This is a genomic window from Microbacterium sp. CIAB417 (assembly GCF_022788845.1).
In genome coordinates, this window is record NZ_JAHZUT010000007.1 from 83,491 (window position 1) to 109,721 (window position 26,231).

At 69.8% G+C, this 26,231-nt stretch carries 23 protein-coding genes; 9 read left to right on the forward strand and 14 right to left on the reverse strand.

The window, feature by feature from the left end; translation table 11 throughout:
• Nucleotides 1-50 precede the first annotated feature (50 nt).
• From mmsA to KYX17_RS25465, 5 genes are all read left to right on the forward strand, one after another.
• Complete coding sequence (gene mmsA / locus KYX17_RS25445) at nt 51-1,580, forward strand: multiple monosaccharide ABC transporter ATP-binding protein (RefSeq protein WP_243231070.1); 1,530 nt, start codon at nt 51-53, stop codon at nt 1,578-1,580.
• Nucleotide 1,581: 1 nt separating this feature from the next.
• Nucleotides 1,582-2,793: a multiple monosaccharide ABC transporter permease gene (gene mmsB / locus KYX17_RS25450; protein WP_243231071.1), complete on the forward strand. Its 1,212-nt coding sequence runs from the start codon at nt 1,582-1,584 to the stop codon at nt 2,791-2,793.
• Between the two features lie 150 nt (nt 2,794-2,943).
• Complete coding sequence (locus KYX17_RS25455) at nt 2,944-4,071, forward strand: ROK family protein (RefSeq protein WP_243231072.1); 1,128 nt, start codon at nt 2,944-2,946, stop codon at nt 4,069-4,071.
• Between the two features lie 431 nt (nt 4,072-4,502).
• Nucleotides 4,503-7,613: a carbohydrate binding domain-containing protein gene (locus KYX17_RS25460; RefSeq protein ID WP_243231089.1), complete on the forward strand. Its 3,111-nt coding sequence runs from the start codon at nt 4,503-4,505 to the stop codon at nt 7,611-7,613.
• An 80-nt stretch (nt 7,614-7,693) separates the two neighbouring features.
• Nucleotides 7,694-8,209: an ASCH domain-containing protein gene (locus tag KYX17_RS25465; protein ID WP_243231092.1), complete on the forward strand. Its 516-nt coding sequence runs from the start codon at nt 7,694-7,696 to the stop codon at nt 8,207-8,209.
• Nucleotides 8,210-8,268: 59 nt separating this feature from the next.
• On the opposite strand, the gene KYX17_RS25470 is transcribed toward KYX17_RS25465, so the two are convergent.
• From KYX17_RS25470 to KYX17_RS25505, 8 genes are all read right to left on the reverse strand, one after another.
• Complete coding sequence (locus KYX17_RS25470) at nt 8,269-8,442, reverse strand: hypothetical protein (RefSeq protein WP_243231095.1); 174 nt, start codon at nt 8,440-8,442, stop codon at nt 8,269-8,271.
• An 87-nt stretch (nt 8,443-8,529) separates the two neighbouring features.
• Nucleotides 8,530-10,116: a chitinase gene (locus tag KYX17_RS25475; protein ID WP_243231097.1), complete on the reverse strand. Its 1,587-nt coding sequence runs from the start codon at nt 10,114-10,116 to the stop codon at nt 8,530-8,532.
• Nucleotides 10,113-12,452, reverse strand: a complete 2,340-nt coding sequence (locus KYX17_RS25480; protein ID WP_243231099.1) for a glycosyltransferase family 2 protein — start codon at nt 12,450-12,452, stop codon at nt 10,113-10,115. Before KYX17_RS25480 ends, KYX17_RS25475 begins: the two co-directional genes overlap by 4 nt.
• A 213-nt stretch (nt 12,453-12,665) precedes the next feature.
• A complete protein-coding gene (locus KYX17_RS25485; RefSeq protein ID WP_243231100.1) occupies nt 12,666-13,124 on the reverse strand; it encodes a hypothetical protein in 459 nt (152 codons plus the stop codon).
• A 29-nt stretch (nt 13,125-13,153) separates the two neighbouring features.
• Nucleotides 13,154-14,290, reverse strand: a complete 1,137-nt coding sequence (locus KYX17_RS25490; protein ID WP_243231102.1) for a glycerate kinase — start codon at nt 14,288-14,290, stop codon at nt 13,154-13,156.
• A gap of 302 nt (nt 14,291-14,592) precedes the next feature.
• Nucleotides 14,593-15,084: a metallophosphoesterase gene (locus KYX17_RS25495; RefSeq protein WP_243231105.1), complete on the reverse strand. Its 492-nt coding sequence runs from the start codon at nt 15,082-15,084 to the stop codon at nt 14,593-14,595.
• Entirely contained in the window at nt 15,081-15,761 is a 681-nt protein-coding gene (locus tag KYX17_RS25500) for an NUDIX domain-containing protein (RefSeq protein ID WP_243231106.1), read from the reverse strand. Before KYX17_RS25500 ends, KYX17_RS25495 begins: the two co-directional genes overlap by 4 nt.
• On the reverse strand, nt 15,758-16,159 hold the full coding sequence (locus KYX17_RS25505; protein WP_243231108.1) for a nitroreductase/quinone reductase family protein: 402 nt from the start codon (nt 16,157-16,159) through the stop codon (nt 15,758-15,760). The genes KYX17_RS25500 and KYX17_RS25505 overlap by 4 nt, the downstream gene beginning before the upstream one ends.
• A gap of 102 nt (nt 16,160-16,261) precedes the next feature.
• Here KYX17_RS25505 and KYX17_RS25510 point away from each other — a divergent pair, with 102 nt between their 5' ends.
• Genes KYX17_RS25510 through KYX17_RS25520 form a run of 3 tightly spaced genes read left to right on the forward strand, consistent with a single transcriptional unit; the run spans nt 16,262 to nt 19,455 of the window.
• A complete protein-coding gene (locus tag KYX17_RS25510) occupies nt 16,262-16,765 on the forward strand; it encodes a MarR family winged helix-turn-helix transcriptional regulator (protein WP_243231110.1) in 504 nt (167 codons plus the stop codon).
• A 49-nt stretch (nt 16,766-16,814) separates the two neighbouring features.
• Nucleotides 16,815-18,455 carry a cyclic nucleotide-binding domain-containing thioredoxin-disulfide reductase gene (locus KYX17_RS25515; protein ID WP_243231113.1) on the forward strand — a complete coding sequence of 547 codons (1,641 nt, stop codon included), beginning with the start codon at nt 16,815-16,817 and terminating at the stop codon, nt 18,453-18,455.
• Nucleotides 18,456-18,492: 37 nt separating this feature from the next.
• Entirely contained in the window at nt 18,493-19,455 is a 963-nt protein-coding gene (locus KYX17_RS25520) for a Gfo/Idh/MocA family protein (protein ID WP_243231122.1), read from the forward strand.
• A 186-nt stretch (nt 19,456-19,641) separates the two neighbouring features.
• Here KYX17_RS25520 and KYX17_RS25525 read toward each other — a convergent pair whose 3' ends face one another.
• From KYX17_RS25525 to ald, 6 genes are all read right to left on the reverse strand, one after another.
• On the reverse strand, nt 19,642-20,793 hold the full coding sequence (locus tag KYX17_RS25525) for an MFS transporter (RefSeq protein ID WP_243231123.1): 1,152 nt from the start codon (nt 20,791-20,793) through the stop codon (nt 19,642-19,644).
• A complete protein-coding gene (locus KYX17_RS25530; protein ID WP_243231127.1) occupies nt 20,790-22,046 on the reverse strand; it encodes an aminotransferase class III-fold pyridoxal phosphate-dependent enzyme in 1,257 nt (418 codons plus the stop codon). The genes KYX17_RS25525 and KYX17_RS25530 overlap by 4 nt, the downstream gene beginning before the upstream one ends.
• Before the next feature lie 2 nt (nt 22,047-22,048).
• Nucleotides 22,049-22,816, reverse strand: coding sequence for a hypothetical protein (locus KYX17_RS25535; RefSeq protein ID WP_243231128.1), 768 nt, complete (start codon nt 22,814-22,816; stop codon nt 22,049-22,051).
• The gene (locus KYX17_RS25540; RefSeq protein ID WP_243231130.1) at nt 22,806-23,417 is read right to left on the reverse strand and encodes a TetR/AcrR family transcriptional regulator; all 612 of its coding nucleotides are present in this window, start codon (nt 23,415-23,417) and stop codon (nt 22,806-22,808) included. Before KYX17_RS25540 ends, KYX17_RS25535 begins: the two co-directional genes overlap by 11 nt.
• On the reverse strand, nt 23,417-24,214 hold the full coding sequence (locus tag KYX17_RS25545) for an SDR family oxidoreductase (protein ID WP_243231137.1): 798 nt from the start codon (nt 24,212-24,214) through the stop codon (nt 23,417-23,419). The genes KYX17_RS25540 and KYX17_RS25545 overlap by 1 nt, the downstream gene beginning before the upstream one ends.
• Nucleotides 24,215-24,455: 241 nt before the next feature.
• The gene (gene ald, locus KYX17_RS25550) at nt 24,456-25,547 is read right to left on the reverse strand and encodes an alanine dehydrogenase (protein ID WP_243231148.1); all 1,092 of its coding nucleotides are present in this window, start codon (nt 25,545-25,547) and stop codon (nt 24,456-24,458) included.
• 149 nt (nt 25,548-25,696) lie between these two features.
• Here ald and KYX17_RS25555 point away from each other — a divergent pair, with 149 nt between their 5' ends.
• Entirely contained in the window at nt 25,697-26,200 is a 504-nt protein-coding gene (locus KYX17_RS25555; protein ID WP_243231149.1) for an Lrp/AsnC family transcriptional regulator, read from the forward strand.
• Nucleotides 26,201-26,231 lie beyond the last annotated feature (31 nt).

A 26,231-nucleotide genomic window follows, 5' to 3' on the forward strand; every position in this document is an offset into this window, starting at 1 on the left:
CACCCGCCCCGCCGCTCGAGCGTCGCCCGCGGGCGGCGAAGGGACACACCATGACCGAACCGATCCTGCGCATGGCGGGGATCTCCAAGTCCTTCAACGGCGTGCCGGCGCTCTCCGACGTCTCGATCGACGTCTACCCCGGCGAGGTGCACGCGATCTGCGGCGAGAACGGCGCGGGCAAGTCGACGCTCATGAAGGTGCTCAGCGGCGTCTACCCGGCGGGCAGCTTCGAGGGCACGATCACCCTCTCCGGGCAGCAGGTCGCGTTCCGCTCGATCAATGACAGTGAAGCCGCCGGCATCGTCATCATCCACCAGGAGCTCGCGCTGAGTCCGTACCTCTCGATCGCCGAGAACATCTTTCTCGGCAACGAGAAGTCGCGGCGGGGCGTCATCGACTGGAACGCCACGAACCGGGAAGCAGCAGCCCTGCTCGCGCGGGTGGGACTCAAGGAGAACCCGGCGACCAAGATCTTCGAGCTCGGCGTGGGCAAGCAGCAGCTGGTGGAGATCGCGAAGGCGCTGGCCAAAGAGGTGAAGCTGCTCATCCTGGATGAGCCCACCGCGGCGCTCAACGACGACGACTCCGCCCATCTGCTGGATCTCATCGACCAGCTGCGGGCGCAGGGGATCACCTGCATCATCATCAGCCACAAGCTGAAGGAGGTGCTGCGCATCGCCGACCGCATCACCATCATCCGCGACGGCCGCACGATCGAGACCATGCGCCGTGACGATCCGGAGACGGACGAGGGACGCATCATCCGCGCCATGGTCGGCCGCGACCTCAACAGCCTGTTCCCGCCGCGCGAGCCCGACATCGGCGAGGAGCTGTTCCGCGTCGAGCACTGGACCGTGCACCACCCCGTCGACACCGAGCGTGTGGTGATCGACGACGCATCCTTCATGGTGCGCGCGGGGGAGATCGTCGGCTTCGCCGGTCTCATGGGAGCCGGGCGTACCGAGCTCGCGATGAGCGTCTTCGGTCGCATGTACGGCACCGGGATCTCCGGTGAGGTCTACAAGAACGGCGAGCGGATCGACGTGCGGACAGTGGATGCGGCGATCCGCCACGGCATCGCCTATGCGACGGAGGACCGCAAGAAGTACGGCCTGAACCTCATCGGCGACATCCAGGTGAACGTCTCCGCATCCGCGCTCGCGCGGCTGGCGCGGCTCGGCGTCGTGGACCGCTACCGCGAGTACAAGGTCGCCGACTCGTACCGCTACAAGATGAACATCAAGGCGCCCAGCGTCGCCGCGATCACGGGCCGGCTGTCCGGTGGCAATCAGCAGAAGGTCGTGCTCTCGAAGTGGATGTTCACGGGACCCGACGTGCTCATCCTCGACGAACCCACCCGCGGCATCGACGTGGGGGCCAAGTACGAGATCTACGGCATCATCAACGAACTCGCGGCGCAGGGGAAGGCGGTCATCGTCATCTCCTCGGAGCTTCCCGAGGTGATCGGGCTCTCCGACCGCATCTACACCATCTCCGAAGGGCGCATCACGGCAGAGGTCGACCGTGCCGATGCGACCCAGGAAACGCTCATGCGGCACATGACCGCCGGAAGGAACTGACATGGCTACTGCGTCGACGCAGACGGTGGACACCCCGCCGAAGAAGAGGCGGGGTCTGCTCGCCCGGATCAACTTCCGTCAGTACGGCATCCTGGCCGCCCTCGTCATCATCATCGTGCTGTTCCAGGTGATGACAGGTGGCCGCCTCCTGATGCCCGGCAACGTCAATAACCTCATCCAGCAGAACGCCTACGTCCTGATCCTCGCGATCGGCATGGTGATGGTGATCATCGCCGGTCACATCGATCTGTCCGTGGGCTCGGTCGTGGCGATGGTGGGTGCCATCGCGGCGATCTCCATGAACAACTGGGGACTGCCGTGGTGGGCGGCTGTCATCCTCTCCCTCGTCGTCGGGGCGGTCGTCGGTGCATGGCAGGGGTTCTGGGTGGCCTTCGTCGGGATACCGGCGTTCATCGTGACCCTGGCCGGCATGCTCCTGTTCCGCGGACTCACGCTGGTGCTGCTCACCGGCGGCACGATCAGCGGACTCCCCGACGGGTTCACCTCGATCGGCGCCGGGTGGCTGCCGCCCGTGTTCGGCTACGTCGCCGACCGCGACGCGCTCACCCTCGTGCTCGGCCTGCTGGCGTCGGTCGCACTCGTGGCCCAGCAGCTGCGCACGCGCGCCACGCTGCGCCGGATGGAGCTGCCGCGGGAGGTCGCGTGGTCGTTCTGGCTGAAGAACGCCGTCGCGGTCGTGGCGATCATGGCGACGGCATGGACGCTCGCCACCTACAACGGAACGCCGATCGTCCTCATCATCCTCGCGGTGCTCGTGCTCGCCTACACGTTCGTGCTCAACCGCACGGTGTTCGGCCGGCACATCTACGCGATGGGCGGCAACCTGTTCGCCGCCGTCATGAGCGGTGTGAAGACGAGGTGGGTCAACTTCTTCATCTTCGTCAACATGGGTGTGCTCGCGGGCCTCGCGGCCGTGGTGAGTACGGCCCGTGCCGGCAGCGCGGTCGCCTCTGCCGGTCAGAACTACGAGCTGGATGCGATCGCCGCCGTCTTCATCGGCGGGGCGGCGGTCCAGGGCGGTATCGGCACGGTCGTCGGCGCCGTGATCGGTGGTCTCGTGATGGGCGTGCTCAACATGGGTCTGTCGATCCTCAGCGTGGATGCGGCATGGCAGATGGCGATCAAGGGCATCGTGCTGCTGCTGGCGGTCGCGTTCGACATCTTCAACAAGCGACGCAGCGGCGGCGCGTGAGCGCCGCGCCCCGCGCCGGGCAGCCGCCGGACGCCGTGCCAGAATTGCCGGGTGACTGCGGTGACCGTCGCGACGGGGCCTGATCTTCCACCCCCCGCGGGCTCCGCGGGGGGTGGAACCACGAATGACGCGGTCCGCCGGCAGAACCTCGTGGCTGTGCTCTCGGAGCTTCGGCTGAACGGCACCCTCTCGCGCGCGCAGCTCAGTGCCCAGACGGGGCTCAACCGCTCCACGATCACGGGCCTGGTCTCGGAGCTGATGGATGCGGCTCTCGTGCGGGAGCTGCCGGCGGTCCCCTCGACCGGCAAGGCGGGCCGGCCCATCTCTGAGTTGCAGGTCGACGACGCGGTCTCGGCGATCAGCGTCGGTGTGGATGCGGACGGCGTCACGGTCGCACTCATCGGACTCGGCGGCACGGTGCACGCCCGCCTCCATCACGACACCGCCCGCCCCGTCAGCCCGCGCCGTTTCGTGCAGCTCGCCGTCGATCTCATCAACGTGATGCGAGCCGACATCGATCGGCACTACCGCGTGGTCGGTGTGGGGCTCGCGGTGCCGGGCCTGGTGGATGCCCGCGGATCGGTGCTCGTGGCACCGACCCTGCAGTGGCGGCACGAACCCATCGCGGCCCGGATGTCCGACAAGCTCGGTATGCACGTCACGGCGGGCAACGACGCCAGCATCGGTGCGCTGGTGGAGACGCGGTTCGGCGTCGCGCGCGGGGTGCGCAATCTGCTCTACCTCGGCGGCTCGCTGCGCGGGATCGGTGGCGGCGTGATCATGGACGGCACGCTGCTGCGGGGCACGTCCGGGTATGCCGGCGAGCTTGGTCACACGGTCGTCAACCCCGGCGGCATCAAGTGTGTCTGCGGTCGGCGGGGATGCCTGGAGGCGGAGGTGGATCTCAGCCTCATCGAACCGCTGCTGGGACGCCGACGACTCGACGAGGACGAGTTGGATGTCGAACTGGGGGTCGCACGCGACCCGAAGGTCATGGCGGAGGTCGCCCGGCAGGTCGACGTGCTCTCGATCGCTCTGACCAACTTCGTCAACGCCTTCAGCCCCGAGCTCGTGGTGCTCTCGGGCTACCTGGGCTCGCTGCTCTCCGTCAGCAGGGAGCGGCTGTCGGCGGCGGTGCGCCTGCATCCGTTGGGCGCGGAGGGGCGCGTCGTCCGCCTCGAGCGTTCCCGGCTGCGCTCGCGACTCATGCTCATCGGGCCCGCCGAGCTCGCCTTCGCGCCGATCCTCGCCGACCCGACGACCGCGCCCCGTCGCTGACGAGGATCAGCCCAGCGGCGGTTGCAGCGCCCCGGCGGTGCGCCGCGGCTTGCGAGCGCAGGCGTTTTGAGGCTGCCGTGCCGGAGGGGCAGGCCGTCGAAAATCGTTCGAAACTGAAAGTTTGTTATGCGAGGCCATTGTGTTAGCGCTAATGGTACCGGTAACATCACGAACGGTTCCCCATCCTCGCGTTCTCGCCGCCGACCAGACGCCGACGACGCAGGGTGAGTCGGCCCCTCGCAGCGGCGACAAGCCTGCGTGCGAAGGTGACGGCGTCCCGCGGCCTCCCGTGCGCGGACAGGGTGCAGTGAGCGAGGTGGCTCCCTGCGTTGGAACCGGGTTCGTGGCCGGTGAGGCCGGCGACTGATCGACGGGAGCGGCGCTTTCGCAGATGAGGCGCTGGTGGCACTCGAACTCAAAGGAGACAAGACGTGAGACCACCCCTACGCACCCCTCACCGTGCACTCGCACGCGGGCCACGGACACTCGGCGCGCTGCTGGGAATCGGCGCGCTCGCGCTGTCCTCAGCGGTCGCGATTCCCGCGGCCCACGCGGCATCCACCCCGCTGATCGCGAACGGCACGTTCGAAGCCGGGATCAGCGGCTGGACCGCGCCCCTCGGCGGGACGCTCGCCGAGAGCAGCGACGCGAAGTCGGGGAGCAAGTCGCTCGCCATCAGCGGTCGCACCACGTTCCAGTCCGGCCCGACCGCCACCGTCACCGGCCTCCTGGACTCTGCGAAGAGCTACGATCTGTCGCTCGCGGTGAAGTTCGACGCGGGCGCGGCCACCCAGAACTTCAACGTCGTGCTGTGCACGAGCTCGCGCAGTCAGTGCGATGTCGTGACCAGCGCCACGGTCACGGCGGGTCAGTGGAAGGTCCTGGAGAAGACCTTCACCCCGGCGATCTCCACCTACGACATCATGTTCGTCGAGACGCCGTGGAACACGAACGTGCAGAGCTTCGTCATCGACGATGTCTCCCTGACCGCGGCAGGCGGCACCGACCCCGGCGCCCCCGTGGTGACCGAGCCGCCGGCCGTCGCCGGTAACCTGCTTCCCGATGGCCGGTTCGTGGACGGGTTCACGGGATGGACAGCGGTTCGCTCCGGCACGCTCGCCCTGAGCGATGACGCGGCCAGCGGCGCGCACTCCCTCAAGGTCACGGGCCGCACCAACACCCAGTCGGGTCCCTTCGCCTCGGTGACGGGCAAGCTCGAAGCCGGCGCCACCTACCGCCTCGGCGGCAAGCTGAAGTACACCGAGGGTGAGCCGACCCAGCAGTTCAACTTCACGTTCTGCCCGAGCAACTTCAACGGCTGCGTCGACAACGGTCAGACCTACACGCGCGGCGAGTGGGGCACCCTCTCCAAGGAGTTCACGGCAGGGGCCAACCACGCTTCCGCGGACTGGCTGTTCGTGGAGACGCCGTGGGGATCGAGTGCGCTGCAGGACTTCCAGATCGACGACGTGTCGCTCATCAAGGTTGCGGACGCCCCGGCGACCCCGACCTACGGAAGCCTGGAAGAGGTGCAGACCAAGCCCGTCGGCGACCACAACCCGCTCGTCGGCCACAAGTTCGGCGCCGACCCGCACCACCTGATCTACAACGGCCGCCTTTACATCTATTCGACGGATGACACCCAGCAGTACGAGGCGAACACCAAGGACGCCAACGGTCTGCCGACGCAGTCCAATGGCTACGGTGCGATCACGCGTCTGAACGTCATGTCGACCTCCGACATGGTCAACTGGGTCGACCACGGCGCGGTTCCGATCGCTCGTGAGGGCGGCGCAGCTCCCTGGGCGCGCAACTCGTGGGCTCCGGCGGCGATCGAGAAGGACGGCAAGGTCTACCTCTACTTCTGCGACAGCGGTACCGGCACGGCCGTCGTCGTGGGTGGATCGCCCCTCGGGCCCTGGACCGACCCGGTCGGCAAGAAGATCATCCCCGACACCGTCTCGCCCGAGTACATCGCCGGTGGTGGATTCCCCGCGGGGATGTGGCTGTTCGACCCCGAGGTCTTCATCGACGACGACGGACAGGCGTACCTGTACTTCGGCGGCAACTCGCAGATCGGCTCGGGCAGCAACGTCCAGGGTCCGCAGAACCCGAAGTCGACGCGCGTCGTGAAGCTGAAGGACGACATGGTGACGCTCGACGGCGACCCTGTGGAGATCGACGGCCCCGGCATGTTCGAGGCCTCGAGCATGTTCAAGCGCGGCGACACGTACTACTACTCGTACTCGTCGAACTTCCAGGTGCGTCCGCAGGAGGGGGTCTACCCACCCACCGGAGCGATCGCCTACATGATGACCGACGACCCGATGAACCTGCCGGCGTCCAAGTACGCGGGTGTCGCCTTCCAGAACCAGTCGAACTTCTTCGGCGCGGGTAACGGCGGCAACAACCACTCCGACATGTTCACGTTCAAGGGCGAGACGTACTTCACGTACCACGCTCAGACGCGAGGCGCGGCGTGGGCTGCGGCGCTCGGAACCCCGGGATCGACCCAGGGCTACCGCTCGGTGCACATCGACAAGCTCGAGTTCAACGCGGACGGCACCATCAAGCCCGTCCAGGGAACCCGCGCAGGCGTCGAGCAGGTCGAGGCGTTCGACCCGTACCGCACCTTCGAGGCAGAGACGCTGGCATGGCAGCTCGGGCTGAAAACGGTCGCGACGGATGCGGCGTCGGTCGAGTTCCCCGAGCACAACGGCAGCGGCAACATGGCGCTGAGCTCCATCGACGACGGCGACTTCGCCGGAATCTCGGGGGTCGACTTCGGTGACGGGGCCGCCTCGGTCTCGGCCCGCGTCAAGCCGCTCGTGGAGGGCGCGTCGATCCAGGTCCGGCTCGACGAGGTCGACGGCCCCGTCGTCGGCGAGATCGCCGTCGAGGGAACCGTGGGCGAGTGGACCACCGTGAAGGCTGACGTCACCGGCGCGACCGGGGAGCACGATGTGTTCTTCGTCTTCGCGGAGCCCGAGGGCGGCACGGACTCGAAGCTCATGGAGGTCGACAACTGGACCTTCATGGCTGAACAGGGAACCGAGCCCGGTAACCCGGGTGAGCCTGGTGAGCCCGGTGAGCCGGGTGAGCCCGGTGAGCCCGGCAACCCGGGTGAGCCCGGTGAGCCCGGCGACTCCGACGTGACCGCGGTTCTGTCGCGTACGGATGTGCGTGCGGGTGAGTCGGTGACGGTGACGGCGCAGGGACTCGATGTCGCGAATGTGGAGATCGGCATCGCGAGCACGTATCGCGCGCTCGCCACGGTCGATGTGACCGACGGCGCGCTCCGTGCGACCGTGACGATCCCCGCGGACATCACGCCGGGGGAGCACCACATCCAACTGCGCGATGGCGACCGCATCCTCGCTGAGCTGCCCGTCACCGTACGTGCTGCCGCGGGTGCGCTGGCCGCGACGGGTCAGGACACGACGCCGATGATGTCCGCGTCGCTGTTCGGCGCCGCGATGCTCGGCCTCGGCATCCTGGCGATGCTCCGGCTGCGCGCGCGGGCGCGCCGCTCCGAGCTGTAACGGATGAGCAGGCAGTGCCCCGGGGTGACGTTCGTCGCCCCGGGGCACTGCCCGTTTCACCGAGCTGGGAGAATCGACGGATGTCCGAATCCTCCCGTTCCTCGATCGCCCTCACCCGAGATGTCGCCGCCGCCGAACGGATGTGGGAGGAGTACCGCGCCGCCCACCCCGAGGCCGTCAGCGCCTCACCCGAGTACACCGTCGAGCACTTCGGCGACTCGGCGCGTCTGGCCGACGAGCTCCTCGACATCGTCCTGTCGGGACGCAAGCGCGCCACCGCCGAGCTCGTCGCGGACTTCCTGGCGCGCGGTGACGCGGTTCCTCGCATCGGCTCGCACTGGATCGCCTGCGACAGCACGGGCGCTCCGCGCATCGTGATCCGCAGCACCGAGCTGCGCCTCGGTCCCTTCACCAGCGCCGACGCATCCTTCGCCAGAGACGAGGGCGAGGATGACGGCTCGCTCGAGAGCTGGCAGCGCGAGCACCGCCGGTACTGGGAGCGGGTCAGTGCCGCGCGCGGCGCCGTCTGGTCGGAGGACGACGAGATCGTGTTCGAGCGGTTCTCCGTCGTCTGGCCGCCGGAGCACGCGGACTGATGGCGGCGGCGGAGCCCAGGCTCCCCGCGCCGTCCGCGGCGGGCACCCCGGGCTCCGGCTCAGCTCGCGTCGCCCTCCTGGGAGGCGATGCGGTCGGCGTCGGCGCTGTCGACCTGGTCGTCGTCGAGGTCCTCGTCCAGCACCTCTTCGCCGTCCACCTCGCGCGTCGGCTCTTGGTCCGACTCGCCGTCCCCGGGGAGCGGCACCGGGGGCGGGAAGGTGTTGTTCGACATCGTGGTCTCCTCTCGATCGGATCCAGCGGATGCCGGCACGCTACGTCCTCTTGCGTCCTCGCCGGCGGGGGTTGACGCGACAGCGCGTCAGGGGCCGCCCTGGATGATCTGCTCGAGCTGTGCGATCGTCAGCGGCTGCCACGGTGAGCCGTCCGCATCCGTGGCCTGGGCTGCGGGACTGTCGCCGCGCGTCCAGTACTTGGCCTCGTAAGGGACCTGCTGGAACATCACGCGCTGACCTTCGGTGTACGTCGCCGCAGGGTCCCAGTCCGGGTAGGTGCCCGCCGGCAGCGTGGGCTGCGGGTAGGGGGTCTCTCCGGGTAGCACGGGACCGATCAGACGCCACGGCCAGGAATCCGCATCCGCCAGCGGATTGTCCGGATCGTCGCCGCGCGTCCACCACTTCGCCTCGTAGACGTTCTGCCGCCAGACCACCTTCGCACCCGACAGGTACGTGTTGGTCTCGGTCCAGATCGGATACGGACTCGTCGCCGGATCGTCCGTCGTGGAGGGAACCGGCTCCGGCGTCGTGCGGCGCCCCGCCGACTCGTCGGGCGCCGCCTCGAACCCCGGCTGGAGGGTCTCGGCGAACGTCGCGTCCTGCTGATCGATGCCGCTGCAGTCGTTGGAGACGACCGAGGTGTCGGCGTAGTTCGTGCCGCAGGTGCGGTCACGGTTCAGCGACCACATCGACAGCCGTGACATCCGCTGCTGCTGCGCGAAGGCGTTCAGCGCCGCCGCGTCGTCGAGGGTGAAGACCTCACCGGCCACGTCGTTCTGGCCGATCATGGGCGTCGCGGCCAGCTTGCCCCAGAGCGTCGGGGCGGTCAGCGGCGTCCCGGCGTCCTCGTAGAGCGCGCCGAGCTGCGTGTGCGTGGCGCGGAGCGCATCGATGGCGGTCTCGGCCATGGTCTGCGTGCCGCGATCCACGCCGTAGTCCATCGTCATGACGTTCACCCCGGTCAGATCCACGCCGGACTCCAGCATCTGCGCGATGGCCCTGCGCGCGGGAGCGGTCAGCCCGTCGGGTGCGACCGGCAGCGTGAGCCACACGGCGAGCTCGTCGCCCGCCGCCCGTCGCTCGCGCTGCAGGTCGGCGATCGCGACAGCCCGTCGCAGACCCGACACCGGGTCCTCGAGGTTCGCCCCTTCGATATCGAGATCGATCGTCGAGACGTCGTAGCGGTCGATGACGCTTCGATACGCCTGTCCGAGAGCCTCTTCGTCGGTGCACGCACCTGCGAGCTCGGTGCCGGACGCTCCGCCGAAGGAGAGGACGACATCGCCGCCGCTCTCGCGCAGCCGTGCGATGCGGCGATCGAGATCCACATCGCGAGCCGCTTCATCGAGGTCGTAGTAACCGCCCCAGGACGGCGTGCACGAATCCGCCGCGGCGGCCACCACGAACGAGAGGACGACGTCCCGGTCGGCATCGTTCTCGGGCTTCTCGAACGCGAAGAACGGCGTGGTGGTGACGTCGACGTACGGCGCGAACCAGGCAGCCCCCGTGACCGCACGCACCTGGTCCACGACCAGCAGGCGGTAGCCGAAGAGCGAACCGGCGACGATGGCGACGAGGATGAGCACCCCGAGCGCTATCCGCCAGGGTGACAGGCGTTTGCCGTCATACGGGCCGGGAGCGGGCGGTGCGGTGTAGGCGACGCGCGCGTTCATGCGCCGGGGCCCGACGCACTTCTCGCTTCGAGCGCGCGCGACGGTGCCGCCTGGGCCGGGACGGATGCGGCGGGGCGAGCCGCGCGACGGACCGGAACGCCGGCTGCGGGGTAGCCGTGGAACAGGGCGTCCTCCCAATCGAAGCCGGGCTCACCCGGGGCGGCACGACCCGCAGGCTCAGCGGACACGGGAACCCACATCCAGTTGGTCAGCCCCATCCAGACATCCACGAGCGAGTTGCGCACGCCGATGTTCTCGATGCACGCCCAGAGGGCGCAGACCGCGTTGAGGGTGCCGAAGAAGAACGTGCCCCAGTTCTGTGCGTTGAAGCTCCACCAGGCGGTGAAGATCGAGAACGCGACGATCGCCCAGGGTGCCAGGACATAGAGCAGGGTCGTCGCGGTCCGCTCGCGCACCTTCGGGGTGCGGGCGAACGGGATCTTGCGTCCGGTCAGGCCTTGCTCGATCGACTTCAGCACGCCGGCGAGGTTGACCGGAAGCAGAATCAGATTGAAGCCGTAGATGCGAAGGATGTCGAGGTACCGGTAGCCGGAGTACTTCAGATCGCTCGCTTGGCAGAGGAAGTACGGTGCTGCCGCGACCAGGACGAGCGGGCTCAGCAGGTCGCTGTCGAACGGGAAGGTCAGCAGGAAAAGCAGTGCGAAGCTGGCCCACGCGAGCGAGGCCATGTAGTTCACGCGGATCATCCACTCGCCCAGGCGCACCGGCCGCGAACTGCGTCGGCGGGCGCGCACCTGACGCAGGAACGTCGGCAGGATGAGCAGGCCGCCGTTCGCCCAGCGTCGGCGCTGCACCACGAGGGAGCCGAAGTCGGGCGGTGTGGCCGAGTAGCTGAGTCGCTCGGGGTAGTTCACGAGCGTCCAGTTGTGATCGGCGAGGTCTACCGAGGACTCCGTGTCCTCGATCACCGTGCGGTCCTGCACGTAGCGACGCACCTCGAAACCGTCGACCTTGTCGATCTGCATGATGTCGTCCATCGCCTCCATGCGGATCACGGCGTTGGCGCCGACCCAGAAGGTGGCGTCGTAGCCCGACATGCCCTGGTGGAGGATGTGCTGGATGTCGGTCGTCGCGCCCGCCAGACGTTCGATGCGCGTCGGGGCGCCGCGGAAGGAGGAGTACGGCGTCTGCGTGACGGCGACGCGCTCGTTGCCGGGCTGCTCGAGGAAGTAGACCAGACGTAGGCAGTAGTCGCGCAGCAGGAGCGAGTCCGCGTCGAGGGTGAGCAGGTAGTCCGAATTGGGGATGACCAGATCCGCCTCCTGCCCGGCACCGGCGACCAGGCGCAGCGCGGTCTTTCGGCCCGGGCCTTCCACGAACCGGTAGCGACCGCCCATCAGGCCGATGTAGGCGTTGAGGTTCATCGCCTTGTTCGCCTCGCTGGACAGCGAGGCGTAGCGCTTGCGCTCGAACGTGCCCACATCCACCGAGAAGATCCACACCAGGCGTCGGTGCAGCTCGTGCAGTCGCTGGTGCGAGAGCTCGGTGCCGGATTCGGCCGCGGACTCGAGCGCGGATGCGGTGAGATCCAGGTCGTCGGCGAGCCCGCGGACCACCTGGTCGATGAAGAAGGTGTCGACGTGGTCCTCGTGCGGTTCGGAGTCCGCCATGTCGTTCAGCCAGGCGACCGCGTAGCGATACTCGTCACGCAGGGAGAGGATCTCCGCCTCGCCGACGCCGCTCGTCGCGGCGCGTTGCTCGAAGTCGAACAGCGCTTCTATGAAGCGGTACGAGGGTTCGGCCAGGTCCTCCGCGATTCCCAGGGCGATCTGGCGCGTCGCCTCCAGGCGGGCGAGCGTGTGCGGATCCGTGGGGAACGGGGGGTCATCGAGCAGCAGCACGACTCGCAGCGAGGGATACTCCTGCAACGCCGCCGACCACATGGTCTTGCGGATGACCGAGGGCTCCTCGGCATACGAGGGGATGAGGACCGTCATCCCCTCGCCGTGCTCGTCGTCGAAGTGGCGGTCGAGCTCCGCGCGCGGAACTCGCTCGTGATCGCGGAACCGTCTGAGCGCGGCCTCCCGCTGCACGAGGAACATGAGCGCCGAGAAGCTCAGCGCCGTGATGACGAGGGCGTAGATGCAGGCCTCGACGGTGGGCCAGATGTTCTCGCCGTCGTAGGCGAAGATCTGTCGCAGCGCGGTGGTGAGCATGTATGCGGCCCAGCCGGCGACCGTGATCGCGATGGCGACGCGCGCCCAGACGATCTTCGCGGCCGAGGGACGCGGGTGGAGGGTAGGCAGCGGCGCGCGGCGTCGTTCAGATCCCCACTGCCGCTTGCGTGCGCTCGGAAGCGCAGGAGTCTTCCCCATCTTGTCTCCTGCCGAGGGAGCGGTGAGCGCCCACGCCTTCGGGTGACGGGGCGCTCACCGAGAGCAGCGGAATGCTGCCGGAGCTACGCTACGAGAGCGGTCTCAGCTGTGGACGGCGTCGTGGGGAATTCGGCTGGAACGGCCCTAATCTTCAGCGGGAATTGCGGATCTTGCGCAAATCTTGCGCATTCCTTGCGGTTGGCGCGGCGCCGCCTAGACGCGACCGAGCCGCAGGATGTCGATTCCGAGCCACCCCAGCGCGCGCAGGCGTCGGCGGTCGGCCCGGTCACGCGTGGTCGCCAGGGAGGGTGCGGTGCTGACCACGATCTGATGGACGACCTCGGCGCTCAGCAGACGTGCCAGGGTGCGCGGCGCCACCGAGTTCGCGCCGCCGACGATGAGGCAGATCCGCGGCGCGTCCTCGACGAGCTGTGCGTCGATACGGGAGAAGAACTCCTGCGCACGGTGCAGGGTCGAACCGTGCGCCTTGCGGTCGATGATGACGACGCCGAGGTCAGCGAGGCGGTCGCCGACGCCGGGCAGCACGAGCTGGTCTGGTCCGATGACGCGCCGGATGCCGGTGATGAGAGCCTCTGCGTCGCCGTCGATGAGCACCCTGGCGCTGCGAAGGTCCTGCTCGACCCGCCGACGCAGTCGCGCGCGAAGGCTCATCATGCACTCCTCGCCTCGCTGTACCGTCCCTACACGCTATCGCGGCCCGAGTGCGTGCGCGCGAGCCGGGCGCCCGCCTCGCGGAGCCATCGTCGCGGATCCGCCAGCGCCGCCGCGGGTGAGCCGGCCATTTCGACCAGCGAGAGGTCATCTACCCCGGCGGGCACGCCGAAGCGGCCCGCGACGACGCTCACCGGCACGCCCCGGGCCTCGGCATAGGTGCGGACCACACCGGGCGCCTTGCCCAGCAGCGACTGAGAGTCGTAGGACCCCTCGCCCGTGATCACCCGCCCCGCATCCACGAGAGCGGTGTCGAGTCCGATCCTCTCGGCGACCGTGTCCGCGCCCGAAGCGAGCTGTGCACCCCAGACCAGCAGGCCGAAGCCGCATCCACCGGCCGCGCCCGCTCCCGGGACCTCCGGGGCCACGCCGACGATCCGTGCCCACCGCGTCAGCGCGGCCTCGATCTCTTCGACCTGTCCAGGATCGGCTCCCTTCTGGGGGCCGAACACGTGAGCGGCACCATCGCGTCCGAGCAGCGGCGCGCGCACGTCGGAGAGCACGAGGACGCCGTCCGCCGGCGGAGGGATGAGCTGTGTCGCATCGAAGGATGCGGCGCGCGCGAGTCCGGCTGCGCCGGAGGGGACGGGGCGGCCCTGAGCATCGCGGACGACCGCACCCAGCGCGGTCAGCACCCCGGCCCCGCCGTCACTGGAGACGCTGCCACCGATGCCGAGCAGTAGGCGGGTGGCTCCCGCCGCGAGCGCAGCGCGAATGGCTTCGCCGAACCCGAGCGTGTGCGTGGCCAGCGGGTCGACCGTCTCGTCGGCGCCGACGAGCTCGATGCCCGAGGTGCACGCCAGCTCGACCACGGCGGTGCGGGGCGGATCGCCCGGCAGCATCAGCCAGGAGGAGCAGATCGGTCGCCCGGTCGGCCCGGTGACGGCGACGGGCATGCGCCGCGCGTCCGGGATGGCGGCGGCGAACGCATCCAGCGTGCCTTCGCCGCCGTCCGCCATCGGACGCAGCAGCAGCTCATCGTGGGCGCGGACGCTCCGCCATCCTTCGGCCAGGGCACTGGCGGCGCTCGTCGCATCGATCGAGCCTTTGAAGCTGTCCGGAGCGAAGACGATCCGCGAGCGCGCGGGGGAAGCGGGGGCGGGCACCCATCGATCGTCGCAGTCGAAGAGCGGCAGTGGTATCTCCGCGCGCAGGTGCCCCGCGACCGAGGGCCGCGGGGCACGTGCGTTCCGGCTTACTTGGAGGCGTCCGTGACGTTCTCTCCGGCCTGCTACAGGTCGGGGCGCAATGGCGACCAGGTCACCGACCGGGTGATGTCGCTCGAAGATGCGCGGCGGTACATCGCCGAGCATCCGGAGACCGAGCCCGTCATTCCCGAGCGCACCGCGGGCGAGCCGCCCTCGATCTGGTCGCTGCTCCGCCGGAAGACGAGCGGTGAGTGCGCAGATCAGAGCTCGACGAGCGTCGCCTGGATGTCCGTGTCGTCGATCGTGACGGTCATGCAGGTGTGGTGCGGCTGACGGCGCCGGTCGGTCGGTGAGCCCGGATTCAGCAGGCGCATCCCTCCGGGCGTGAGAGTGTCCCACGGGATGTGGCTGTGCCCGAACACGAGCAGATCGGTCCCGGGGTACGCCGCATCCATCCGACGCTCCCGGGAACGTGCGTCCCCCGTCTCGTGCACCACGCTCACGCGCGCACCCTCGATCCGACGGTGCGCCACAAGCGGCAGTCGCGCTCGGAGGTCGGCTCCGTCGTTGTTGCCGTAGACGCCGACGACCTCGCCGTGCTGCGCGAGGTCGTCCAGGACGGACGCGACCACCCAGTCGCCGGCGTGCACAATCAGATCGGCCTCGTCCGCGAGCCGACGCACCGCATCCGGGAGGGCGCGCCCACGCGCCGGGATGTGCGTGTCGGAGAGCAGCAGCAGCCGCGTCGTCACGGTCGGGCGCTCCGGGCCGGTGAGAACGGGCCGCGCAGCGCCGCCCATTGCAGGAGCATGATCGTCTTCGCGTCGACGATGTCGACGCCGATGCGTTCGAGAGCGTCGTCGAAGCCGAGCTCGAGCACTTCGATGTCCTCGCCCTCGTCCGCGAGTCCCGCCCGTGCGCCCGACACCACATCACCGCGGCGGTAGGGCGCGGCGAAGAAATGCAGCCGTTCGGTGACCGAGCCGGGGCTCATGTAGACGTCGAAGACATGCTCCACGTCGCCGACCGGACGCCCGGTCTCCTCCTCGGCCTCCCGTCGGATGGCGGCCTCGGGAGCGTCGTCGTCGAGCAGGCCTGCGGCGGCCTCGATGAGCATGCCGTCGGGATGCCGGTTGACGTAGACCGGGTAGCGGAACTGACGCGTCAGCAGCACGGTGCGCGCCTCGGCGTCGTAGAGCAGGATGCAGGCTCCGTCGCCGCGGTCGTACGTCTCCCGGTGCTCGGTGGTCCACGTGCCGTCCGAATGTTGGAAGTCGAAGGTCGTCGTGCGCGTCACGAACCAGTTCGAGGTGAGCACGCGCACCTCGCGCACCCGCACCCGGGGATTGCCGTCCAGATCGAGCCCTGCGCGGTCGAGACCCGTGCGTCCGCGCGCGTCGGGGACGTCGACTCCCCTCTGATGAGTCATCGGCGTTCCAGACGGACGACCGGGATGGTGCGCGTCGTGCGACGCTCGTAGTCGCCGAAGCCGGGGCTCGCCTCGAGGAAGCGCTGCCACGCCGCATCCCTCTCCGGCGGCTCCAGCACCCGCGCTGTGACCGGCACTTCGCCCGACGGCGTCTCGATCGTCACGTCGGGATGTGCGCGGAGATTGTGGAACCAGGCCGGGTTGTCCGGTGCTCCCGCCTTCGACGCGGCGATCAGCCAGGCATCGTTTCCGTCCGGCAGCGCCATGAGGGGGGAGATGCGCTCGAGGCCGCTCCGGGCGCCGATGTGGTGCAGCAGGATGAGGGCGTCGCCGAAGTTCTCCACCCGACCCCCGTGCCGCCGGAACTCGGCGATCACGTGGTCGTTGTACGAGGTCATGGGGTGCTCCGTCCGCCGGTGGGTCGCCGCTTCGATCCTCGCACCCGCCGTGCGGCATGCGGTATCCGCCTGAGCGGTGCTCGCGCACGCTACCGTCGTCGTGTGAGCGATGACCGTCGAGACGACGAGGTCGATCTGCTGATCGACGCGTGGGGCAGGCGCCTGCCCGACATCGACCTCACCCCGCTCGATGTGATGTCGAGACTGCGGCGTGCGGCCATCCGCCTGGATCGCCTGCGGGCGGCCGCATTCGCGACGGCGGGCCTCGCCTCATGGGAGTTCGACGTGCTTGCCGCGTTGCGCCGGGCCGATCCGCCGCACCGGCTGAGCCCCGCGCAGCTGATCGAGCGGACCATGATCACGAGCGCGACGATGTCGCATCGGCTGGCGAATCTGTCGACGCGGGGGCTCGTGCTGCGAAAGCGGAACCCGTCCGACGGACGGAGCGTCTACATCCTGCTGACCGAGGAGGGCATCAGGGTCGTCGACGCAGCCATGACGGAGCTCGTGAGGCGGGAGGCCGAGGTGCTGGCGGGGTCGGATCGTGCCGACATCGCCGCCCTCACGCGGGCGCTGCGCCCGCTCATGGGCCCCGAGCGCGGGTGACGCGCCGGCCGAGTTGTGGCGGAGGCGGCCGGCGAGGAAAATCCCGCGTATGAGCCACGAGACCGTCGCCGCGCCGACTCGTCCTTCCGACCTGACCGACGCCCAGTGGGAGCGGCTGTGCTCGTACGGCACGCCCGAGGAGGTCGCCGCCGGAGACTACGTGTTCCGCTCCGGCGATCACGACTACGACATGATCCTCGTCGACACCGCCGAGATTGAGATCATCCGCGATGGGCTGGGCTGGGTCGACGAGGTGGTGCTCACCCGCATGGGTGCGCGCACGTTCGCGGGGGAGCTGAGCCTGCTCAACGGGCAGGGGGCCTTCCTCTCCGCGCGTGTGGCCGAGCCCGGTCGCATCCTGCGCGTGCCGCGCGCGCAGCTGCGCCGGCTGATGGCGGAGGACGACGAGCTCTGCGATCTGATCCTGCACGCCCTCTGGGACAGACGGGAGTCCTTACGGACCGGCCCCGCCGCCCTCACGCTCAAGTTCGTCGGTCTGCGCGGATCGCGCGAGTTCCTCGCCCTCGACCGCTTCGCCGAGCGGCTCGACCTCGTGCACACGGCCGTCGAGGTGGATGCGGACGACCTGGGCGTGCACGCCACGCAGCACGGCGTGCGGGTCGAGGATCTGCCGATCGCCTACCTGCAGGGGGAGCCGATCGCCCGGGCGACGCCGGGCGTCGTCGCGGACCGGCTGGGGCTCAGCTACCAGGCCGAGACGGATGCGGCGGTGGACCTTGTCGTGATCGGCGGCGGTCCTGCCGGTCTCGCCGCCGCGATCTATGGCGCGTCGGAGGGGCTGAACACGGTCCTGCTCGACGCTGTCGCGCCGGGCGGTCAGGCCGCCGCGACCTCTCGCATCGAGAACTTCCTGGGCTTCCCGTTCGGGGTGAGCGGCGGACAGCTCATCGGGCAGGCCACGCTGCAGGCGCTCAAGTTCGGGGTGCGCGTCTACGCCCCGTGCGAAGCCGTCGCGATCGCCGAGGTGCCCGAAGGGCTCGAGGTCACCCTCGCCGACGGCCGCCTCATCCGCACCCGCACCGCCATCGTCACCTCGGGGGCCGCCTACCGCCGCCTGAACATCGAGGGCTGGTCGCGGTTCGAAGGATCCAGCATCTACTACGCCGCGACCCCGCTCGAATTGCACCAGATCTCAGGTGCGCCCTCCGTCGTGGTCGGCGGCGCGAACTCCGCAGGTCAAGCCGCCCTCTACCTCTCCGGCAACGGCTGCCCGGTGCACCTCGTGGTGCGCGGGACGGATCTGCGTCAGCGGATGTCGAGCTACCTCGTCGACCGGCTGCTGGAGAGTCCCGGGGTCCGCATCCACACGGCCGCGAACGTGACGGCGCTGGACGGCGACGACGTGCTCGAGAGCGTGCGGATCGACACCGTCGGCGACGTCGACGCGCGGGGGCTGTTCTGCTTCATCGGTGCCGAGCCCGCCACATCCTGGCTCGGATCGCTCGACCGCGACGACCACGGTTTCCTGCGCACCGGCACCGACGTCACCGTGCAGTCGATCTCCCGCTGGCAGCAGCTGGGACGCGAACCGCTGCCGTTCGAGACCTCGCTGCCCCGGCTCTTCGCCGCCGGCGACGTGCGACGCGGATCCATGAAGCGGGTGGCTGCAGCGGTCGGCGAGGGATCCAGCGCCGTCGCGTCCGTGCACCGCGCGCTTGCGCTCGCCTGAGCGTCATCGCCCTCGTGCTCCCGCCTACGCTGGTGCGATGATCAACGTCGCCACGATCGGCTCCAGCATCATCACCGAGGCCTTCGCGCGTGCCGTCGCCCAGGTCGACGGCATCACACTGCACACGGCGACCTCGCGCGACGTGGAGCGCGCTGCCGAGATCGCCCGGCGCATCGGCGCGCCGCACGCCGCATCCGATCTGGATGCGGTGCTCGCCGACCCCGCGATCGACGCGGTGTACGTCGGCTCGCCCAACTCGGTTCACGCGCACCAGATCCGCGCCGCGCTCGCCGCCGGCACGCACGTCTTCGTCGAGAAGCCGGCCGTCTCCTCCGAACAGGAGTGGGTCGCCCTCACCCGAGAGGCGATGGCGCGCGGTCTCATCCTCATGGAGGGGATGCGGCTCGCCTACGACCCGGGCATCGGTGTCGTGCACGACCTGCTCCCGACGCTCGGCGTGCTGCGGCGCGCATCCCTGCACTACGGCAAGCGCTCCTCCCGTTACGACGACGTGCTGGCCGGACGCCGGGTCAACATCTTCGATCCCGCGATGGGCGGCGGTGCCCTCGCCGATCTCGGCGTCTACCCCGTGCACGCGGCCGTGCTGTTGTTCGGTCGTCCGGAGAGGGTGCAGGCGCTCGACGTGCCGATCGCGAGCGGTGCGGACGGCGCGGGTGTCGCTCTGTTCGGCTACCCGGGTCTCGTCGTGGACGTCTCATATTCCAAGATCACGAATGCCGGGCGTCCGAGCGAGATCGAGGGGGAGCAGGCGACCCTCTCGATCGACGACCTCGTCAGCCCTCGCCGCGTGGTGCGCCACGCCGTCGACGGCGACCGGGAGGTCATCGAGATCCCCGACGAGCGGCACTCGCTGCGCGGCGAGGTGGAGCGGTTCGTGGCGCTCGTCGAGGCGGGCGGGACCGCCGCGGCCGAGGATCAGGAGCGCACTCGCCTCACCCTGGAGACGATGGCCCGCATCCGCGCCGCCCTCGCCCGCTGACACCGACCGCGTTCGCCCGCCGACACCGACCGCGTTGGCCCGCCACGCTCGCCTGTCACAGATCGAGCCGTCGGCGTCGATCTGTGACAGGCAAGCACCGAACCTCCACGCTCACCTGCCACAGAAGGAGCGCGGCGCGTCGATCTGTGACAGGCGAGCAGGGGTGGGAGACCGAACTGGCGGGGGTCAGTGGCGGCGGAGCGTGCGCAGCAGGGGCGAGAGTGCGGCGAGGATGACGGCGGGCACGAGGAAGGCGGGGCCGAGCGACGGCCCGGCCGCGATGAGTCCGAGCGCGACGGCTCCGGCGACGGCGCCCGCGTAGTTGAAGAGGTTCACGCGCGCGATCACCTCGTCGCTGCGTTCGGGAAGCAGCTCGCCGGCACGGCTGAACGCGATCGGCACGAGCGCCCCCGACGCCACGCCCATCGCCGCGAAGCCGACGATCGCCGCCGGAACAAACGGAGCTGCCGCCACCAGCACGGCGCCCGCCACGGCCACGACGACCGCGGCGATGCCCAGCCGCATCCGTCCGATCCGTCGCACGAGCGGGTCGGTGCCCAGTCGCGCCGCCAGCATCGCGACGAGGTACGCCCCGTACCCGAGGGGCGTGACGCCCGGGTCGGCACGCAGACCGTCGGTGAGGTAGATCGTGCTCCAGCTCGCGACGGCGGAGTCCACCACGAACGCCGCGAAGACGATCGCGCCGACCGCCCAGATCGCTCGGCGCGGCAGGGCAGGGCGGGATGCGGCGGAGTCATCGACCTCGTGGGCCGCACGCGTGGGATCGAAGGCTCCGAGGCCCCACCCGGCGATCACCACCTGCGCCACGGCCGCGATGACGAGCGTCAGACCGGCAGGGGCGCCGGTGGCCAGCACCGCCGCGGTGACCCCGGTCGCCACGATCGCAGCGCCCGTGTACCCGGCGTAGAGCCGACCGAACACCGGGCGCTCGTGGTGGCGCTGCAGGAGCGAGCCCTGCATGTTCGACGACGCATCGACCGCGCCGAGGCCCACCCCGTAGAGCACGATCGCGACGATCAGCACCGGCAGGGATGCGGTGAAGCTGACGAAGAGCAGCCCGACCGCCTGAGCCGCGAGCCCTGACGCGAGGGCGAGCCTGCTGCCGGCCCGCACGGCGATCACGTCGGCGAGGACGGATCCGACAGCGGCGGCCAGGCAGGTGGCGAGCAGGAGGATCGAGACCGCGTCGTCGCCGATGTCGACGCGGTCCTTGATCGTCGGCAGAGCGGTGACGATCGTGGCGTAGCCGAGGCCCTGCGCCGCGTAGGCGGCGCCGACGGCCGCACCACGCCTGCGCAGTGCCGGCAGCGCGGTCATGCCTCGATCGCGCGGAACGCCTCGTCGGCGATCTCGAGCGTCCGTGTGATGTCGGCGCTCGTGAGGGCCGCGTTGATGAAGTGGTTGTGGTGGGAGCTGAAGAAAGCGCCGCGCTGCACGCACTCGGCGATCCACCGCTGATGGAGCATGAGCGACTCGTCGTCGGCGAGACGCAGGTAGAACAGAGCCGGCTCGCCGGAGGCGACGAGCGTCCGGCCGTGCGAGGCCGCCACCTCGGTGAGCCCGGTCGTCAGCGTCGTTCCGAGCTCGCGGAACAGGGCGGGGCCATCGATCGCCTTGAGCTTCTCGATCGTGGCGATGCCGGCGGCGAAGGGCACCGCGCTCATCCAATAGCTGCCCGTGTAGGTGATGCTCGACACGGCGTCGCGCAGGCTGTCCTTGCCGCACAGCGCCGACATGTTGTAGCCGTTCGCGATCGCCTTGCAGAAGCAGATGAGGTCCGCCTCGAAGCCGTAGAAGTGGTCGCTGCCGGCGAGATCCAGTCGCCAGCCCGCCCGCACGTCGTCGACGATCAGCACGACGCCGTGCTCGTCGCAGAGTCGCCGCACCGCCTGCCAGTACCCCTGGGCGGGCAGGGCGTTGTCGAAGAAGTTGCCGTGCTTGTACGGCTGGGCGATGAGCGCGGCGATCTCGCCGCGGTGCTCGGTGAACACCAGTCGCATGGCCTCGATGTCGTTCCACGGCACCTCGATGTTGCCCTGCACGTCGGTGTCGAGGACCCCGGGGTAGTCGAGCTTCTGCGTCCAGGGCGCAACGCCGTGGTAGTAGCCCTCGATGAAGACGATGCGCCGGCGGCCCGTTGCGGCGCGGGCGGTCATGATGGCCAGCGTCGTGGTGTCGCCGCCGTTCTTCGCGAAGAACGCCCAGTCGGCGCTCGCGACGGTGTCCACCAGCAGCTCCGCCAGATCGATCATGGTGGTCGACGGCAGCGAGACGACGTCCTCCTTGCGCGCCTGCGCCTGGGCGGCGGCGGCCACATCCGCGTCGCCGTAGCCGAGCACGTTGGGACCGTAGCCGCACATGTAGTCGATGTACTCGTTGCCGTCGACGTCCCAGAACCGGGTGCCCTCGGCGCGCTCGGAGAACAGTGGATATGCCGATCGGGGAATGAAGCAGCCCTCGGACGGGCCGAGGTGGCCGGGGACACCGCCGGGGATGACCTTCACGGCCCGGGCGAACGCCTCGTTGCTCTTCGTGTAGCTGTAGACGGGGGTCAGGGTGGGGGTGCTCATGATCACGCTCCGAGGTAGGCGCCGACGCGGTCGAGGATGCGGCTGGTGTTGTCGACGAGGGGGATGAAACCGCGCATGGCGAGTCGGCCGTCGCAGACGCAGGCCAGCGCGCTGTCGCGGCCGCTGATCACGCCCCCGGCGACGTCGAGGTCGGCGAAGCGGAGGGCGGCGCGCGGCGGGTCGGACTGGTCGTCGTCGAGGCGGATGCGGTGATTCTTCACCTCGAGGCGGTAGCGCAGCTCGTCGCCGATCTCGAGGTCGAGATCGCCGTCGGGCATGTGCGCGGCGGAGAAGCGCCCGCTGGTGTCCTCGTTGCCGACGACCGCGATCGCGCGTGCCGCCACTTCGAGGGTGAGCAGGGTGCTGCGGCGGCGGAACTCCGCATCCGCGAGGCGCTCGTCCTGCGGCTTCAGGTAGACGCCGAGCAGGTCCGTGAGCGGTGTGAACACGCGCGTCAGGAACCGGATGCCGGCGGGGCCGGCGAGTGGGATGGGCTGCGCGGTGCCCGCGATGACGGCATTGAGGTGCTCGACGGAACGGAACATCAGGGTCGGTCCCCGGCCCTCGGAGACCGGGGCGATGCCCTCTGACGAGAAGCGGTATCGCGTCACAGGGATGCCGGGCGCGACGAGCGAGAGCGTCGTCGGTGCAGGCAGGGTCCCGAGGATCCGTCCGGCCTCGGGCACGAGCTCGACCAGGCGGGGCAGGGCCCCGAGCACAGCTCGCGCGTTGGTGAGCGCGAGCACGCGGGCATCGGTCTCAGTCAGCATCGGTGGTCTCCTTCACGGGGGTGGCGTAGGCGGCGAAGGCATCGGCGAGCAGACGGATGTGGCGGCGGGCCGCATCCGAGTCGCGCGTGCTGAGCCATGAGAGGGTGAGCCCGTCCAGGCAGCTGGCCAGCGACCAGGCCAGCTCGTCGAGCGGACGTGTCCAGGCGATGCCGGCGAGTTCGGCGGCGTAGGAGAGGCTGGCGCGCGCCGCGGCGCGGTAGGTGGCCCACTGGCGGTGAACGGCCTCGGGATCGTGCCGCATGGCGTGCGTGGCGACGTCGAGCAGGGTCATCTCACGCTGGGGCTCCGACTCGAGCAGCCGCAGGTACGCGTCCAGCCCTCGTGCCAGCACCTCGGCGCACGTCGCGTCGGTGTCGGCATCCATCCACGCTGCGAGGCGCTCCTGCTCGGTGATGTGCTCGACGATCGCGGCGATCAGTTCATCGCGCGAGGCGAACACGTAGTGGAACGCCCCCAGCGGCATGTCGGCCTCGGCGACGATCGCGCGCGTGGTGGCCGCAGCCAGTCCCTCGCGACCGATCACCCGGACGGCCGCGTCGAGCAGTTCGCTGCGACGTTCCTCGAACGAGAGCCGGCGCATCAGGCGTTCCTTCCCGCGCGCTCGGTCGCGGTGCGTCCCACCCTGAGCGTGAGCCGGCGCGGCGCGAGCTTGGCGCCGATCGACTGGATGCGGTTTCCCCAGCCGACGGTGACGACGGGGCCGCGGCGGGCGTCGAGGGCGGCGAACGTCGCGTCGAGCACCTCGTCGATCGTGCCGACGCGCCCCACCTTGAACTGCTCGGATCCGGATGCCTCGAAGAACTCGGTCGCCGTCGGGCCGGGGCAGACGGCGAGCACCCGCATCCGGGAGCCACGGTTCTCCTCCCAGATGGAGGCGGTGAGCGAGGTGAGGAACGCCTTGCACGCGCCGTACACGGCGAGGTTCGGGGTGGGCTGGTGGCCGGCGGTGCTGGAGACCATGAGCAGGATGCCGCCGTCGGCGGCGAGGAGGTCCGGCAGCAGCAGCCGCGTGAGCAGTGTGGGTGCGGTCACATCGACCGCGATCTCCTGAGCGATGCGCGCGGGGTCCTCGCCGGCGAAGGCGCCCGCGGTCCCGAACCCGGCGCAGTTCACCAGTACCTCGGTCGTGAGGGAGCGCTCCGCGAGCTCGGCCGCGATCCGTCCGGGGGCGGCGGGATCGGTGAGGTCGGCGGGGATCACATCGACCTCACGGCCGTGCTGCGCGTGCAGCGCGGCGGCGAGCTCCTCGAGCCGATCCGCTCGGCGGGCGATGAGCACGAGGTCGTGGCCGCGGGCGGCGAAGCGCTCGGCGTACCCGCGCCCGAGCCCCGAGCTCGCCCCCGTCACGACCGCCACGGGTCGTCGCGCTTCCTGCATGTGAGCCTCCTCCGCCACTGCGCCTTCGCAGTTGGACGTTTGACCAAGTTGGTTCATGAAAGCGCACGCACCGTGCCCGGGGCAAGCATTGGCCGCGATTCGCAGGTGCGGGAAACGCCGCCGTAACGTGCGGCGCGTGGGCGATACGCCAACCGCCCCGCAGAACGAACGGGAGAGATCGTCCTGCAGGGCGGAGTCGTGCGGCGTTGCGGATGCGGGCAGTCCCCGCATCCGGCCGGCGTCAGGTGCGGGGCTTGTCGGGGAACGCGGCGGCGACGCCCGCGTTCGCGATCGAACCGCGGAGCGTGTTGAGCCCGAGCGCGAGGGCCGGGTCGTCGGCGAGCGCCCGCTCCCAGCCCTTGTCGGCGAGGGCGAGGGCGTAGGGCAGCGTCGCATTGGTCAGGGCGGGCGTCGAGGTGCCGGCCGCCGCGCCGGGCATGTTGGCCACGCACGAGAAGATCGTGGGGCCGACGCGGAACGTCGGGTCGTCGTGGGTCGTCGGGTGGGAGTCTTCGAAGCAGCCGCCCTGGTCGATGGCGATGTCCACGAGCACGCTGCCCGTCTTCATCCGTTCGACGATGTCGTGCGAGACGAGGTGCGGCGCCTTCGCGCCGGGGATGAGGACGGCGCCGATGACGAGGTCCGCATCCAGCACCGTGCGCTCGATCTCGTACGCGCTGGATGCGACCGTGCGCACCGCACCGCGGTACAGATCGTCGAGCTGGCGCAGCCGCGGGATCGAGATGTCGAGCACGGTGACATCCGCTCCGAGCCCGACGGCCTGCGCGACCGCATTGCTGCCCGCGATGCCGCCGCCGATGACCGCGACCTTGGCGGGGCGTACGCCGGGCACCCCGGCCAGCAGGACGCCACGACCGCCCTGCGACCCGAGGAGGTGGTAGCCGCCGGTCAGCACGGACAGGCGTCCGGCGACCTCGCTCATGGGGGCCAGCAGCGGCAGGGAGCGGTCGGGCAGCTGCACGGTCTCGTAGGCGATCGCCGTGGTGCCGGCGGCCAGCAGCGCGTCGACCAGGTGCTCGTCGGCAGCCAGGTGCAGGTAGGTGAACAGCGTCAGGTCGTCGCGCAGGTAGCCGTACTCGGAGGCCACCGGTTCCTTGACCTTGAGCACGAGCTCCGCCGACCACGCCTCGGCGACGTCGACGAGCCGCGCGCCCGCGGCGGCGAACTCCTCGTCGGTGATCGAGCTGCCGACGCCGGCACCGTTCTGCACGATGACCTCGTGGCCGTGTCGCACCAGCTCGCGCACACCGGCGGGGGTGGCGGCGACGCGGTACTCGTGGTTCTTGACCTCGGCGGGGATTCCGATGCGCATGGGCGCCGTCCTTCGTGTCGATGTATCAGGATGTTCGTCTGGAGCGGGCCGAATCTAGAAGAAAACCGTGTCAGAATCACTAGGTGCCGAAGAGAATTCTCTGCTGGCGCGGAATTGCGGAGAATCTCCGGCTGGATACGAGGTGGAACGTGGCGCAGGCGCAGAACCGACGGACGGATCCGGTCGATGAGAGCATCCTCTGGGAGCTGCGTCGCGACGCGTCGCAGACCAATGCGGCGCTCGCCGCGCGGGTCGGGCTGTCGCCCTCGGCGACGCACGCCCGCGTGCGCGCCCTGCGGGAGTCCGGGGCCCTCGGTTCGGCCCACGCCGACGTGGACTTCGCTGCCCTGGGGCTCCCGCTCCAGGCCATCGTGGCGGTCAAGCTCCGCGCGCAGGCACGTCCGGCGATCAAGACCTACGCCGAGAAGGTCTCGCGCCTGCCAAACGTCCTCAATCTGTTCTTCCTCGGCGGTCAGACCGACTTCCTCATCCACGTCGTGACGACCTCGCCCGAGCAGCTGCGCGACTTCGTCGCCACGCGCCTGAGCATGGATCCCGCGGTCGCCTCGACCGAGACCCAGATCGTGTTCGACTGGGTGCGCACCTCGGCGCGCGCCGCCGGGTTCGACGACATGCGCGGCCCCATCGGCTGACCCCGCCGCATCCGTCGCCGCTCCGCTTCGC

Excerpts from the sequence above, each read along its gene's own strand:
- mmsA (WP_243231070.1), top strand. The coding sequence starts at position 51 with ATGACCGAACCGATCCTGCGCATGGCGGGGATCTCCAAGTCCTTCAAC.
- mmsB (WP_243231071.1), top strand. The coding sequence starts at position 1,582 with ATGGCTACTGCGTCGACGCAGACGGTGGACACCCCGCCGAAGAAGAGG.
- KYX17_RS25465 (WP_243231092.1), top strand. The coding sequence starts at position 7,694 with ATGTCCGAATCCTCCCGTTCCTCGATCGCCCTCACCCGAGATGTCGCC.
- KYX17_RS25470 (WP_243231095.1), bottom strand. The coding sequence starts at position 8,442 with ATGTCGAACAACACCTTCCCGCCCCCGGTGCCGCTCCCCGGGGACGGC.
- KYX17_RS25475 (WP_243231097.1), bottom strand. The coding sequence starts at position 10,116 with ATGAACGCGCGCGTCGCCTACACCGCACCGCCCGCTCCCGGCCCGTAT.
- KYX17_RS25480 (WP_243231099.1), bottom strand. The coding sequence starts at position 12,452 with ATGGGGAAGACTCCTGCGCTTCCGAGCGCACGCAAGCGGCAGTGGGGA.
- KYX17_RS25485 (WP_243231100.1), bottom strand. The coding sequence starts at position 13,124 with ATGAGCCTTCGCGCGCGACTGCGTCGGCGGGTCGAGCAGGACCTTCGC.
- KYX17_RS25500 (WP_243231106.1), bottom strand. The coding sequence starts at position 15,761 with ATGACTCATCAGAGGGGAGTCGACGTCCCCGACGCGCGCGGACGCACG.
- KYX17_RS25505 (WP_243231108.1), bottom strand. The coding sequence starts at position 16,159 with ATGACCTCGTACAACGACCACGTGATCGCCGAGTTCCGGCGGCACGGG.
- KYX17_RS25515 (WP_243231113.1), top strand. The coding sequence starts at position 16,815 with ATGAGCCACGAGACCGTCGCCGCGCCGACTCGTCCTTCCGACCTGACC.
- KYX17_RS25520 (WP_243231122.1), top strand. The coding sequence starts at position 18,493 with ATGATCAACGTCGCCACGATCGGCTCCAGCATCATCACCGAGGCCTTC.
- KYX17_RS25525 (WP_243231123.1), bottom strand. The coding sequence starts at position 20,793 with ATGACCGCGCTGCCGGCACTGCGCAGGCGTGGTGCGGCCGTCGGCGCC.
- KYX17_RS25530 (WP_243231127.1), bottom strand. The coding sequence starts at position 22,046 with ATGAGCACCCCCACCCTGACCCCCGTCTACAGCTACACGAAGAGCAAC.
- KYX17_RS25535 (WP_243231128.1), bottom strand. The coding sequence starts at position 22,816 with ATGCTGACTGAGACCGATGCCCGCGTGCTCGCGCTCACCAACGCGCGA.
- KYX17_RS25540 (WP_243231130.1), bottom strand. The coding sequence starts at position 23,417 with ATGCGCCGGCTCTCGTTCGAGGAACGTCGCAGCGAACTGCTCGACGCG.
- KYX17_RS25545 (WP_243231137.1), bottom strand. The coding sequence starts at position 24,214 with ATGCAGGAAGCGCGACGACCCGTGGCGGTCGTGACGGGGGCGAGCTCG.
- ald (WP_243231148.1), bottom strand. The coding sequence starts at position 25,547 with ATGCGCATCGGAATCCCCGCCGAGGTCAAGAACCACGAGTACCGCGTC.